General features: G+C 46.7%; 14 protein-coding genes. 10 read left to right on the top strand and 4 right to left on the bottom strand.

Annotated features, from left to right (window positions below; genetic code table 11):
- The first annotated feature begins 1 nt into the window (after nt 1).
- The 10 genes from araD to MHH79_RS14620 all read left to right on the top strand — a co-directional run bounded on the left by araD (nt 2) and on the right by MHH79_RS14620 (nt 9706).
- Complete coding sequence (araD, locus tag MHH79_RS14665; protein WP_015384326.1) at nt 2-691, top strand: L-ribulose-5-phosphate 4-epimerase; 690 nt, start codon at nt 2-4, stop codon at nt 689-691.
- Nucleotides 669-1487 (top strand): sugar-phosphatase AraL, encoded by an 819-nt coding sequence (araL, locus tag MHH79_RS14660; protein WP_080344279.1) that lies wholly within the window; start codon nt 669-671, stop codon nt 1485-1487. The genes araD and araL overlap by 23 nt, the downstream gene beginning before the upstream one ends.
- Entirely contained in the window at nt 1484-2668 is a 1185-nt protein-coding gene (egsA, locus tag MHH79_RS14655) for a sn-glycerol-1-phosphate dehydrogenase (protein ID WP_340034684.1), read from the top strand. Before araL ends, egsA begins: the two co-directional genes overlap by 4 nt.
- Nucleotides 2669-2698: 30 nt before the next feature.
- Nucleotides 2699-4000, top strand: a complete 1302-nt coding sequence (locus MHH79_RS14650) for an ABC transporter substrate-binding protein (protein WP_309530173.1) — start codon at nt 2699-2701, stop codon at nt 3998-4000.
- A 35-nt stretch (nt 4001-4035) separates the two neighbouring features.
- The gene (locus tag MHH79_RS14645) at nt 4036-4977 is read left to right on the top strand and encodes a sugar ABC transporter permease (protein ID WP_100506467.1); all 942 of its coding nucleotides are present in this window, start codon (nt 4036-4038) and stop codon (nt 4975-4977) included.
- A complete protein-coding gene (gene araQ, locus MHH79_RS14640) occupies nt 4978-5823 on the top strand; it encodes an arabinose ABC transporter permease AraQ (RefSeq protein WP_015251504.1) in 846 nt (281 codons plus the stop codon). It begins immediately after the preceding gene.
- An 18-nt stretch (nt 5824-5841) separates the two neighbouring features.
- Nucleotides 5842-7344, top strand: coding sequence for an alpha-L-arabinofuranosidase AbfA (gene abfA / locus MHH79_RS14635; RefSeq protein ID WP_003222445.1), 1503 nt, complete (start codon nt 5842-5844; stop codon nt 7342-7344).
- A 151-nt stretch (nt 7345-7495) separates the two neighbouring features.
- Entirely contained in the window at nt 7496-9292 is a 1797-nt protein-coding gene (gene cstA / locus MHH79_RS14630; RefSeq protein WP_014477607.1) for a carbon starvation protein CstA, read from the top strand.
- Nucleotides 9235-9423, top strand: coding sequence for a hypothetical protein (locus tag MHH79_RS14625; protein ID WP_080467363.1), 189 nt, complete (start codon nt 9235-9237; stop codon nt 9421-9423). Before cstA ends, MHH79_RS14625 begins: the two co-directional genes overlap by 58 nt.
- On the top strand, nt 9338-9706 hold the full coding sequence (locus tag MHH79_RS14620; RefSeq protein WP_250541141.1) for a VOC family protein: 369 nt from the start codon (nt 9338-9340) through the stop codon (nt 9704-9706). The genes MHH79_RS14625 and MHH79_RS14620 overlap by 86 nt, the downstream gene beginning before the upstream one ends.
- A 38-nt stretch (nt 9707-9744) precedes the next feature.
- Here MHH79_RS14620 and MHH79_RS14615 read toward each other — a convergent pair whose 3' ends face one another.
- From MHH79_RS14615 to sspI, 4 genes are all read right to left on the bottom strand, one after another.
- Complete coding sequence (locus MHH79_RS14615) at nt 9745-11079, bottom strand: (Fe-S)-binding protein (protein ID WP_340034683.1); 1335 nt, start codon at nt 11077-11079, stop codon at nt 9745-9747.
- Nucleotides 11076-12488 (bottom strand): glycolate oxidase subunit GlcD, encoded by a 1413-nt coding sequence (glcD, locus tag MHH79_RS14610; protein ID WP_340034682.1) that lies wholly within the window; start codon nt 12486-12488, stop codon nt 11076-11078. Before glcD ends, MHH79_RS14615 begins: the two co-directional genes overlap by 4 nt.
- A gap of 102 nt (nt 12489-12590) precedes the next feature.
- A complete protein-coding gene (locus MHH79_RS14605; RefSeq protein ID WP_015483539.1) occupies nt 12591-13697 on the bottom strand; it encodes a CdaR family transcriptional regulator in 1107 nt (368 codons plus the stop codon).
- 68 nt (nt 13698-13765) lie between these two features.
- Complete coding sequence (gene sspI, locus MHH79_RS14600; protein ID WP_021480275.1) at nt 13766-13981, bottom strand: small acid-soluble spore protein SspI; 216 nt, start codon at nt 13979-13981, stop codon at nt 13766-13768.
- Between the last annotated feature and the right edge of the window lie 39 nt (nt 13982-14020).

The raw sequence follows: 14020 nt of genomic DNA, 5'->3' as shown, positions 1-14020 counted from the left end.
CATGCTTGAAACATTAAAAAAGGAAGTGCTGACTGCCAACCTGAAGCTTCAAGAGCATCAGCTGGTAACCTTTACGTGGGGAAATGTCAGCGGCATTGACCGTGAAAAAGAAAGAATTGTCATCAAACCTAGCGGAGTCGAATACAGCGACCTGACAGCAGATGACTTGGTTGTTTTGAACCTTGATGGAGAGGTCGTCGAAGGCTCGCTTAAGCCTTCTTCAGATACACCTACCCATGTTTATTTATATAAAGCCTTTCCGAATATCGGGGGAATTGTCCATACCCATTCTCAATGGGCGACAAGCTGGGCGCAATCGGGCAGAGACATCCCTCCGTTAGGCACGACCCATGCTGATTATTTTGACAGTGCGATTCCATGTACTCGAGAAATGTACGATGAAGAAATCATTCATGACTACGAACTGAATACAGGAAAAGTCATAGCGGAAACCTTTCAGCATCATAACTACGAACAGGTGCCGGGTGTGCTTGTGAATAATCACGGACCGTTCTGCTGGGGCACTGACGCCTTAAATGCCATTCATAACGCAGTTGTATTAGAAACGGTTGCCGAAATGGCCTATCACTCCATTATGCTGAACAAGGATGTAACCCCAATCAATACAGTCCTGCATGAAAAGCATTTTTATCGAAAGCACGGAGCAAATGCGTATTATGGCCAGTCATGATACGCCTGTGTCACCAGCCGGCATTCTGATTGACTTGGACGGTACTGTATTCAGAGGAAATGAGTTGATCGAAGGAGCAAGAGAAGCGATCAAAACGCTTAGGAGAATGGGAAAGAAAATCGTCTTTTTAAGCAACCGGGGGAATATCTCCCGTGCCATGTGCAGAAAAAAACTTCTTGGCGCGGGGATTGAAACGGACGTAAACGACATTGTTCTGTCATCAAGCGTGACAGCGGCTTTTCTGAAAAAACATTATCGTTTTTCAAAGGTATGGGTGCTTGGGGAGCAAGGCTTGGTTGACGAGCTGAGGCTGGCCGGTGTGCAGCACGCGAACGAACCGAAGGAAGCGGATTGGCTCGTGATCTCCCTTCATGAAACGGTCACGTACGAAGATTTAAATCAAGCCTTTCAAGCAGCTGCCGGCGGCGCTCGTATTATTGCTACAAACAAAGACCGCTCTTTTCCGAACGAAGACGGAAATGCCATTGATGTGGCTGGAATGATTGGGGCGATAGAGGCTTCCGCACAAGCGAAGACTGAACTTGTTGTCGGTAAGCCGTCATGGCTGATGGCGGAGGCTGCCTGTACAGCAATGGGGCTGTCCGCACATGAATGCATGATTATAGGAGACAGCATTGAATCTGACATTGCGATGGGGAAGCTTTATGGCATGAAAAGCGCCTTAGTGCTTACTGGTTCTGCGAAACAGGGCGAACAGCGTTTGTACACACCAGATTATGTGCTGGATTCTATTAAGGATGTAACCAAATTGGCTGAGGAGGGGATTCTGATATGAATCGTATCGCAGCTGACGTTCAGCGTGCTTTTGAACACGCCGGAGAAAAGACGTTTCCTATAAAAGTTGAAGAAATTGTTCTCGGTAAACAAGCAGCTGATTCGCTTTTGAATTATGTAAAACGAAAAAACAATAAACATATTGTCCTTGTCTGCGACGCGAATACACACCGCATTGCAGGAATTGATCTGGAAAATCAGCTAAATCAAGAAGGATTTCAGGCCGAGTGCCTGATCATTCCAGAAAATGAAGCCGGAGATGTGACAGCTGATGAACGATCGCTCATTCATGTGCTGATCCATACGAAACAAACAACGGATGTCATGATCGCAGTCGGTTCGGGCACGATTCATGATATCGTCCGCTTTGCGGCGTTTCAAAGAGATTTGCCGTTTATTTCTTATCCGACTGCTCCATCTGTAGACGGTTTTACATCAGCAGGGGCGCCGATTATTTTATACGGCACGAAAACAACCATTCAAACGAAGGCCCCTTCTGCACTGTTCGCTGATCTGGATCTATTAAAAGCGGCACCCCAGTCAATGGTGGCGGCTGGGTTTGGTGACATGCTCGGTAAAATAACGTCTTTAGCAGATTGGGAAATATCCCGGCATCTTGCCGGCGAGCCTTATTCGCCAGCAGGAGCTAAGATTGTTCAGGAGGCGCTTGCTGCCTGCATTGAACACACAGAAGACATTGCGATGAAAACGGAAACAGGCATACAGGTTTTGATGGAGTCTTTAATCGTATCGGGGCTTGTCATGCTGGCATTAGATCATTCCCGCCCGGCATCAGGCGGAGAACATCATATTTCACATTGGATTGAGATGGAATTAATGGAGAAAAAACGGCCACAGATTCTTCATGGGGCAAAGGTGGGCTGTGCAGCTGTTTTATTAACTGACACATACAGAAAGCTTGCTAAGGATGACGGGCTGAACGAATTTTTACCGAGCCGGCGGCAAGCCATCCAATCGGCTTATCAAACTCTCCCGGAAGGAGAAGTGCTGGCTGATTGGCTGAGATCAGCCGGAGGCCCTGCGTATTTTGACGAAATCGGTGTCGGGCAGGATTCCGTCAAGAATGCCTTCAGACACGCGCACACCTTAAGAGACCGCTGCACCGGATTAAGAATCATTAATGAAAACAAAACGCTGATCAACCATGGTCTATATGAATAGCCCGCACCTCGAATGGAAGGGGTAACGCAGATGAAAAAAATGACTGTCTGTTTTCTTGTGCTCATGATGCTGCTGACATTAGTCATTGCTGGGTGTTCAGCAGAAAGATCATCCGGGAAGTCGGGTGAAACCGAGCTGACCTTTTGGACATTTAACGGACTTCATGAGCAGTTCTATGTAGAAATGGTGAAGGAATGGAATGAAAAATATCCTGACCGCAAAATTAAGCTGAATACGGTCGTTTATCCGTATGGACAAATGCACGATAACTTGTCTATCTCCTTAATTGCAGGAGAAGGCGTCCCTGATATTGCCGATGTCGAATTGGCCCGTTTTTCAAACTTTTTGAAGGGCTCTGACATACCGCTTGCCGACTTGACTCCGCTGATTGAAAAGGACCGCGATAAATTCGTTGAGGCGCGGCTGACCCTGTACAGCAAAAACGGCAAGCTTTACGGACTCGATACGCATGTAGGAACAACAGTCATGTTTTATAACATGGATGTTATGAAGAAAGCCGGCGTCAATCCTGACGATATTAAAACATGGGATGATTACCATAAAGCCGGACAGAAAGTGCGCAAAGTGACCGGGAAGCCGATGGGAACGGTGGAAACAAATGATTCCGGAACGTTCTTATCTATGATTTCACAGCAAAACTCAGGCTATTTTGATAAAAACGGCATGCTGATCCTCAATAATGACACCAACGTAAAAACACTTCAATATTTAAAAGACATGATCAATGATAAAACGATGATTCCTGCGCCGGGCGGCGGGCATCACAGTGAAGAATACTACGGCTTTATGAACCAAGGAGGAGCTGCTTCAGTCCTCATGCCGATTTGGTATATGGGAAGATTTATCGATTATATGCCTGATCTGAAAGGGAAGATTGCCATCAGGCCGCTCCCGGCATGGAAAGAGGGAGGCGACCGCTCGGCAGGTTTGGGCGGTACGGCAACCGTTGTGCCGAAGCAAGCCAAGCATGTTGAGTTAGCAAAAGAGTTTTTAGCCTTTGCGAAGGGCTCTAAAGAAGGAAACAAAAAGCTCTGGAGCGTACTTGGGTTTGACCCGCTTCGCTGGGATGTTTGGAGCTCTAAGGAATTGAAAGAGAAAAACAAATACACGGATTACTTCCAAAACGGAACAGGCATTTTTTCCGTGCTGCTCGATATCAAGGATGAAATCAATCCGATTTATTTACATGAGGATTTTGCCAAGGCTTCAGACCTTGTCAACAGAAGCGTGTTGTTCGACGCACTTAAATCTCAGCAAAAAACGCCTAAACAGGCCTTGGACAGAGCGGCAGGTGAACTGAAACAGAAATAGAATCCCATTCAAAAAGTGAAAGCGGGGAGGTTCTCATGAAACCTGTGAAAACAGGAACGGTTCATCCCGTTCCTTCAGCTGCGAAACAATCAGGCTGGCGAGATCTATTTTATTCAAAAAAAGCGGCGCCCTATCTGTTTACAGCGCCATTCGTTTTATCCTTTCTCGTATTTTTTCTATACCCCATCATTAGTGTCTTCATCATGAGCTTCCAAAGAATTTTGCCGGGAGAGGTGTCCTTTGTCGGATTGACTAATTATTCAGCGCTAAACAACCCGACGTTCTATACCGCCCTTTGGAATACGCTGGAATACACCTTTTGGACGCTGATCGTGCTGATTCCTGTCCCATTGCTTCTGGCCATATTCCTGAATTCAAAGCTGGTCAAATTTAGAAATATATTTAAATCAGCGCTATTCATCCCGGCATTGACCTCCACCATTGTAGCGGGGATCATTTTTCGGCTGATCTTCGGAGAAATGGAAACGTCTCTGGCCAATTCCATCCTACTCAAACTCGGCTTATCACCTCAGAACTGGATGAACAATGAACATACCGGCATGTTTTTGATGGTGCTGCTTGCTTCGTGGAGATGGATGGGAATCAACATCCTTTACTTTTTAGCCGGTTTGCAAAATGTGCCGAAAGAGCTGTACGAAGCCGCTGATATAGACGGCGCGAATACAATGAAAAAATTTCTGCACATCACGCTGCCGTTTCTTAAGCCTGTAACTGTATATGTGCTGACCATCAGCATCATCGGCGGCTTCAGGATGTTTGAGGAAAGCTACGTCCTTTGGCAGAATAATTCCCCGGGTAATATTGGCCTGACGCTTGTCGGATATTTGTATCAGCAGGGGCTTGCCTACAACGAAATGGGGTACGGAGCGGCCATCGGCATCGTGCTTTTGATTGTGATCCTTGTTGTCAGCCTGATTTCATTAAAGCTGTCAGGCTCGTTTAAGGGGGAGGGATAAATGTTGCGGCACAGTCCTCAGTTCAGCGTTTATAGAATTGCGCTAACCCTGTTTTTTATTATGCTGAGCCTATTGTATCTTTTTCCGATTTTCTGTTTGCTTTTAGGATCATTAAAGCCGTCATCTGAGCTTTTGCGTGTGGGGCTCAATCTTGACATTGATCCTAAAGTAATGAGTCTTGATAATTATACATTTCTGTTTAACGGCGGAAGCATTTATTTCAAATGGTTTTTTAACAGTCTTGTACTTGGGCTTTTCACAACCGTGCTCACCCTGTTTTTTTCTTCGATGATCGGGTACGGGCTTGCGGTTTATGATTTTAAGGGCAGAAACATCATCTTTGTTCTTGTGCTGATTATCATGATGGTTCCGCTGGAAGTGATGATGCTTCCACTGTTTAAGCTTACCGTCGGACTGCACTTGATCGATTCATATACGGGTGTCATATTGCCGTTTATCGTTTCACCTGTTGCCGTTTTCTTTTTCAGGCAATATGCTCTTGGCCTTCCAAGAGATCTGCTGGACTCTGCAAGAATGGACGGCTGTACGGAATTCGGCATCTTTTTCAGGATTATGGCACCGCTGATGAAACCGGCTTTCGGCGCGATGATTATCCTTCAGTCCTTAAACAGCTGGAACAACTTCTTGTGGCCGCTGATTGTGCTTCGGTCGAAAGAAATGTTTACGCTTCCAATAGGGCTGTCCAGCTTGCTGAGCCCTTATGGAAATAATTACGACATGCTTATATCCGGCTCAGTATTTGCGATTTTGCCGGTGATTATCATTTTCTTGTTTTTCCAAAAGTACTTTATCTCCGGCCTGACGGTAGGGGGAGTCAAAGGTTAATGAAGGAGGAAACGTGTGATGAAAAAAGCGCGAATGATTGTAGACAAAGAATATAAAATCGGTGAAGTAGATAAACGAATTTATGGCTCGTTTATCGAACATATGGGTCGTGCGGTATATGAAGGCATATACGAGCCTGATCACCCTGAAGCGGATGAAGATGGGTTTAGAAAAGATGTTCAGTCGCTGATCAAAGAATTACAGGTTCCCATCATCCGCTATCCGGGCGGAAACTTTTTATCCGGATACAACTGGGAGGACGGTGTCGGACCAGTCGAAAACCGCCCGAGACGGCTTGACTTGGCATGGCAAACGACAGAAACCAATGAAGTGGGAACAAATGAATTTTTATCTTGGGCAAAAAAGGTGAACACTGAGGTCAATATGGCCGTCAACCTTGGTACAAGAGGCATAGATGCCGCCCGTAATCTCGTTGAATATTGCAACCATCCGAAAGGCTCTTACTGGAGTGATTTAAGAAGATCGCATGGCTATGAACAGCCGTATGGCATCAAAACATGGTGCTTAGGAAACGAAATGGATGGACCGTGGCAGATCGGCCACAAAACAGCTGATGAATACGGACGGCTAGCCGCAGAGACGGCAAAGGTCATGAAATGGGTTGATCCATCAATTGAACTTGTTGCCTGCGGCAGCTCAAACAGCGGCATGCCGACCTTTATCGATTGGGAAGCGAAGGTGCTGGAGCATACGTACGAGCATGTTGACTATATCTCTCTTCACACCTACTACGGAAACCGGGATAACAATCTGCCAAACTACTTGGCCCGTTCTATGGATCTGGATCATTTTATCAAATCCGTCGCTGCGACCTGTGACTATGTAAAAGCGAAAACACGCAGCAAGAAAACAATCAATCTTTCTCTGGATGAATGGAACGTCTGGTACCACTCAAATGAGGCTGATAAAAAAGTCGAGCCGTGGATCACTGCGCGTCCGATTTTAGAGGATATTTACAATTTTGAAGATGCCTTATTAGTCGGCTCTCTGCTCATTACGATGCTGCAGCACGCAGACCGTGTGAAAATTGCGTGTCTTGCACAGCTTGTCAATGTCATCGCGCCGATCATGACGGAAAAAGGCGGAGAAGCATGGAGACAGCCGATTTTCTATCCATACATGCATGCTTCTGTTTACGGAAGGGGCGAGTCACTGAAACCGCTTATTTCTTCTCCGAAGTACGACTGTTCTGATTTCACTGATGTGCCATATGTTGATGCTGCTGTTGTGTACTCTGAAGAGGAAGAAACACTCACTATTTTTGCGGTAAACAAGGCTGAGGATCAGATGGAGACGGAGATTTCGCTCAGAGGCTTTGAATCCTACCAAATCGCAGAACACATCGTACTTGAGCATCAGGATATCAAAGCGACAAACCAGCATAACAGAAAAAATGTCGTCCCGCATTCCAACGGAACATCGTCTGTCAGCGAAAACGGCTTAACTGCTCATTTCACGCCGCTTTCCTGGAATGTGATCCGCCTGAAAAAACAGTCATAAGAGAAGCTAAGCCGGAGATTTCTCTCCGGCTTGTCTTTCAACTGCCACGAGCCGGCCCGTTCAAGCCGGCTTTTTGTATAGGAAAAAATGACCGCTTTTCACCATGAAATTGTGATATATTTATGAAAAACAGCAAAGGAGATGGGAGAAAATGAATGCGGTTACAATTGTGATAGCATCAATGTGTATTTTGGCTATTGCCTATCGTTTATACGGAACATTTATGATGGTGAAGGTTCTCAAAGTGAATGATGACAAGCCAACACCTGCTCATGCGCTTGAGGATGGGAAAGACTATGTGCCTACAAATAAATGGGTTTCGTTCGGCCACCACTTTGCTGCGATCGCAGCGGCCGGGCCGTTGGTCGGACCCATTCTGGCGGCGCAGTTTGGCTATTTGCCGGGATTATTGTGGCTGTTAATCGGGGCGGTAATTGGGGGAGCCGTCCATGATATTGTGGTGTTGTTTGCATCGATGCGCAAAAACGGAAAATCGCTGTCGGAAGTGGCGAAGGATGAGCTTGGCCCTGTTGCAGGATTTTGTACAGGACTGTCCATGCTGTTTATCATCACGATCACAATGGCTGGCCTGTCGATGGTTGTCTTGCATGCGCTTGAACGTAATCCATGGGGAACATTTGCGGTAGGGATTACGATTCCGATTGCGATGGGTGTGGGCTTATTTTATAAGAAAACGGGAAATTTAAAGCTCGCTTCAACGGTCGGCTTTCTCTTTTTAATGGCAGGAGTCTTTATCGGTCCATGGGTACAGACTACCGCGCTAGGTGACTTTTTAACGCTAGATACGAAAACGCTTGCAATCGCGCTTCCTGTTTATGCGTTTTTTGCGGCTGCGCTTCCCGTTTGGCTGCTTCTTGCTCCGCGTGATTATTTAAGCAGCTTTATGAAAATCGGTGTTTTTATCGCTTTGATTGTTGGTGTGTTTGTCGTCAATCCGTCCATTCCGTTCCCTGCATTTACAGAATTCGTAAAAGGCGGCGGGCCGGTGCTGGCAGGACCTGTCTGGCCGTTTATCTCAATAACCATTGCCTGCGGGGCGATCTCTGGGTTCCATGCCTTTGTCGGCTCAGGAACGACACCGAAAATGCTGAATAAATGGAGTGACATGAAGCCGGTTGCGTTTGGCGCAATGCTTGTTGAGTGTCTTGTCGGAATCATGGCGCTGATTGCAGCGACCGCTTTACAGCCTGCTGATTACTTTGCGATTAACAGCACGCCTGAGGTTTTCCGTACGCTTGGCATGAATGTCGTACATTTGCCTGAATTGAGCAGGGAAATCGGTCTGGACTTAGAAGGAAGAACAGGGGGAGCCGTTACGCTTGCGGTGGGAATGACTTATATTTTTACCGGAATGCCGTTTTTCAGCCATTTGGCCTCATACTTTTTCCAATTTGTCATTATGTTTGAAGCGGTCTTTATTTTAACAGCGATTGACGCCGGCACACGCGTTGCCCGTTATTTGATCCAGGATTTCTTCGGGGAGGTGTATAAACCGCTGAAGAAAACAGACTGGATTCCTGGCTCTGTATTTGCCAGCGCGCTTGCCTGTTTGATGTGGGGGTACTTGCTGTATTCAGGAGATATCGGTTCCATTTGGGCGCTGTTCGGCGTTTCTAATCAGCTGATGGCTTCAGTGGGGCTGATTATCGGAGCGACCATCGTGCTGAAAATCGCTGATAAACGCCGGTACATTCTGACTTGCCTTATCCCGCTTGCCTATTTATATGTCACTGTCAATTATGCGGGCTATTGGATGGTGCGCAATGTGTATCTCAATCCTGAAGCAGCAGGATATAGTGTATTGAATGGCGTATTATCTATCATCATGCTGGTGTTAGGCTTCATCATTATCGTGGCGGCTGTGAAAAAATGGGCGCAGATGTGGAAAGATCCGAGCTTAAGGATGGAAGCGTCTATACCGGGCTAGAAGGACTATTGAAAATGCTGAGGGGGGGTGGCAATGAATCTATCAATGAAATATCTTATTCTATACGTATCGGACAGCAAGCGGGCTATTCATTTTTACCGGGATATTTTAGGACTGCCGATTCGTGCTGAACACGGCACGTATGTCGAATTTGATACAGGGTCTACGATATTGGCGCTTAATACCCGGGAAAGCGCCAGAGACATCACGGCGCTGGACATTCCGGATACATCTGCTTCAAACACATTTGAAATTGGGTTTGTTACTGAAAATGTAGAAGCGATCATCAAAAGGATGAGAGAACAAGGCGTATCGATTATCGGGGAGCCGAAAGTGAAACCATGGGGGCAGACGGTCGCCTATATCGCTGATCCGGATGGACATTATATCGAAATTTGCAGTCCGATGGAATAACGCACAAAAGCCCAAAACAATTTCTGTTTTGGGCTTTCTCATGATGTTTTGTGCCCGGCTGCTTCCAATAGCAGATCAGCCAGGTGAACGGCTCTGACTTTACCGCTTAGTCCTTCGCGTTCAATCCCGAGCTTCATCTGCAGCAGGCAGCCGGGATTTGCTGTTACAATGAGGATCGCTTCGGTTGCTTTGACGGCAGCCATTTTGCTGTCCAGTATTTTCATAGACATTTCAGCTTCGACGATGTTGTAAATTCCCGCTGACCCGCAGCAGCTGTCTGCTTTCTCCATTTCTTTGAATTCAGCCCCTTTGATGCTTTTAAGAAGCTGGCGGGGCTCAAGCGACGTATGCATTACATTTCTTAGGTGGCATGAATCTTGGTAGGTAACGACCTGAGGTGTCTCGAGCGCTAAGTCCATTTGATGGAAATCGAGTTCAACCAAAACGGAAGAAAAATCCTTCAGCTTTTGAACAAAAGCGGCGGCTCGCTCCGACCATTCCGGGTCATCCTTCAGCAAATGATCATATTCGGTAAGAAAGGCTCCGCATCCTCCTGCGTTTGTAATGACTGCATCCACGTCTAATGCTTCGAAAGCAGCGATATTTTGTTTCGCGAGCTCTTTCCCTGTGTTTTTTTCACCGCTGTGTCCATGAAGCGCCCCGCAGCAAGCCTGTTCAGGCGGAATGACAATGTCGCAGCCTGCCAGCTGTAAAAGCTTCAGTGTGGCATTATTGGTCGGTAAAAACATTGTATCCATTAAGCAGCCGGAAAAAAAGGCAACCCGCTTTTTCATGGGGCCAATGGACGGCAGGAAACGCGGCCGATGTTTCATGTCTTTGCTTTGAGGAACATCAGGAAGAACGGCTTCCATCGTTCGCAAATGCTCAGGCAGGACCCGAAGCATGCCTGATTTTCGCACAGCTGTTTGCAGTCCTGACCGCTGATACAAACCGATAAGGCTTACAGCTGATCGCATGCGGTTTTGGTGAGGAAACAGCTCGAGAAAAGCCGTCTTTCGCATGACACGTGCGCCGAGCGAGTGTTTTTTGTTTTGGTGGATAATATCTCTGGCTTCCTCAAGCAGCTGTCCGTATTTCACGCCTGACGGGCATACAGGTTCACAGGCGCGGCAGCCGAGGCAAAGTGACAGCGACCGTTCGACATCTTCATCCGGTTCAATCATACCGTCGGCTACGGCTTTCATTAAGGCGATACGCCCGCGCGGAGAGTGTGTTTCCTGAAATCCCGATTCGATATAGGTCGGACAGGAAGGAAGACAGAAGCCGCAGCGCATACAATTCAAAAGCTCGCCTTCATCCATGCGCTCTTTAAACTCATTTTGGATCTGTTTCATTTCTTTTTCTGTTGTCATCTTTCCGCCACCACACGTTTTCTGGCATCTTTCGCAAACACTTTGCCCGGATTTAATATGTTCCGGGGGTCAAATGCCGCTTTCAGCGCTTTCATCGCATCAATGCCTTCTTTTTTCAGCTTCATTTCCAAGTAAGGCGCTTTCATTGCCCCGACTCCGTGCTCTCCGGTTATCGTGCCGCCAAGTTCAATCGCTTTCTCAAAAATCTCGGCAAAGGCCTGTTCGACACGTTCCATCTCATCTTGATCTCTTATATCTGTCGTGCATGTCGGATGGAGGTTCCCGTCTCCCGCATGGCCAAAGGTGCAGATGGAAATATCATATTTAGCAGCAATATCATTAATCGCTTTTACCATATTGGCGATTTCTGAGCGAGGAACGGTCGCATCCTCTAAAATCGTCGTTGGCTTGAGGCGGGCAAGGGCAGAAAGTGCAGAGCGCCGTGCTTCAGTCAGGGCGAATGCTTCCTCCTCCGTTTGTGCGGTCTGAACGGAAACGGCCTCGCCTTTTTTGCAAATCACCTCAATCTTTTCCATATCCCGTGCCACGATTTCAAGCGGTCCGTCTTGCTCAATTAATAGAACCGCCTTTGCGTTTGTCGGCAGTCCGATTTTGGCATAATCCTCAATCACCAATAGTGTAGGCTGGTCGAGAAATTCAAGCGTGGCGGGTATGATTTTTGCGGCAATGATGTCTGATACCGTTTGAGCAGCGGCATCGATATTTTCATATAGGGCAAGCAGCGTCTTTTTTGTTTCAGGCTTTGGAACGAGCTTGACGATTGCCTCTGTCACAATGCCGAGTGTTCCTTCTGAGCCGACAAAAAGACGTGTGAGATCGTATCCGGCCACATCCTTTGCGAGTTTTCCGCCGGTGCGGATGATGTCACCATTTGCGAGCACAACCTCCAGTCCAATAACATAGTCGCGGGTGACGCCGTATTTTAATCCGCGGAGCCCGCCGGAATTTTCATTGATGTTTCCGCCCATGGTTGATATTTTCATAGAACTCGGGTCAGGCGGATAAAACAAACCTTTGCTTTCAACCGCGCGGATCATATCCAGCGTAATGACGCCCGGCTGAACTGTGGCAGTTAAATTTTCTTCATCAATCTCAAGAATCTGGTTCATGTGCTTAAAGAGAAGCACAAGTCCGCCTTCAGTCGGGCACGTGCCGCCGCACAGGTTTGTCCCTGATCCTCTTGGAACGATCGGCACTCGATGTTCGCTGCAAATTGTTAAAATGCGTGATACTTCATCAGTACTCCTCGGAGCAATCACGGCATCAGGCATAGACTGATACTGAGGCGTCGCATCATATGAATAGACGAGACGGCCGGCAGTCGAGTCATCAAAGTTTTCTGGTCCGGAGACCCGAATCAGCTGCTCCTTTACATCCTTGGTGATCATTTTACCCATCCCCCTGTCAAAAAACGCTTTCAATCTATTGTAAAAGAAAAAAAGCAAAGCCTTCCATGGAGAAACATACAAAAAATGAAACTGAAACTCTCTCTATTTTGTATCTTGATCTAAAAAATAGAGGGCGACGTACATCGTGACGATGTCCTCGGTACGGTCAAAACGTAAACCCGTCAGCTGTTCAGCCTTAGCCAGACGATATCGCAATGTATTGATATGAATATGCATATCTTCTGCGGTTTGTTTCAAAGACAAATCGAGATGAAAGAAAGTCCGTAACGTATTCATAAGTTCCTGATGCTCTAGCGCCTCTCCTAATACTCTTTGCGGAAATTCGTTTCGGGTTCCCGGGCTGATCTCCGTCAGACACATATCAAGCTTCAGATCCTCTTCAAATATGGGCGTTTTTCGCTTAAGGCTGACAGCCAGCGCTTTTTCCGCTTGCTCGTATGAATCTGTCAGGCTGGAGCTTGCGACAGCCCTTCCGGCGCCAGCTGCTGTATATTGGCTGCTTGCGGTATTGGCAAACGAACAAATGTGAAGGATCTTCCGTAAAAGCTGATCCCTTTGTTCATGCTGCGGCACTTCATGATTAATCAAAATCCGTTCATTTCCCCACCTGATGAACAAATCCGCAGGGTACGAGGATTTCCAGCTGCGTGCCATTTGTTCAATATCATGACGTGACCACTCATACCCCTGAATCAGAATCATTTGGCGCCGGGAGGAAAGGTCAACACCAAGAAGCTGAGCTTTCTCAAGAAAACTGGGAGACCACTCCTTTAATTGCAGCCAATCGATCATAAAGGACTCCAGCATTCTCTCACGCCACTGGGATTGCTCTAAATGCCGTGATTCCTTAATGAACAGCTCTGTCATTTTTCGAAGCAGTTCTCCGAATGGCTGAATCTCTGCAGGCTCACCTGTCAGCCCGAAGACGGCGATCACATCATGGTCAAAAAATACAGGGAGGTTTATGCCTGCTTTCACTCCTTTTAACCTTGTTTCATCTTCTCTTGTAATAATCACGCTGCGTCTTTCTTTTGCGCAGATAAGCGCTCCCTCATGAAATTGTCCGACACGCTCATCGTTTGTGCCTGCCATAATAAGACCGTCCGTGTTTACAATTATGACTTCACGTTCGTACATTTTTTTAACTTCAGCAATAATTTTTTTCGCTAATAACGGCTGTAAAAACATGGCGTTCCCCCTCATCATGTTTTTATTATATAAGAAAAAAACCGGGCGCTGTCACCCGGTTTCATGTCTTATTCGGCGGGTTTTAATCCGCCTTCAAGCGTTTTCAGCATTTCGTTTTTCTCACTTTCAGATGCGTGCTGCCAAATGACTTCGAATAAAACGCCGAGCCCTGGAAGCATTTTTTCTTCACCGCTTTGAATCGCATCTACGATTGTATGCTCAAGCTGCTCCTGATTATTGCCGGTGACATTGGAGATGACGGCATGACGTAAATTAAGATCCATGTAAAACGCTCCTTTTTCTAAAATGTAATACGTATATTC

This window comes from Bacillus sp. FSL K6-0993 (assembly GCF_037977205.1).
Classification (GTDB): domain Bacteria; phylum Bacillota; class Bacilli; order Bacillales; family Bacillaceae; genus Bacillus; species Bacillus subtilis.
Note: the sequence above shows the minus strand (reverse complement) of the source record. Positions and strands in the feature narration are given on the sequence as shown.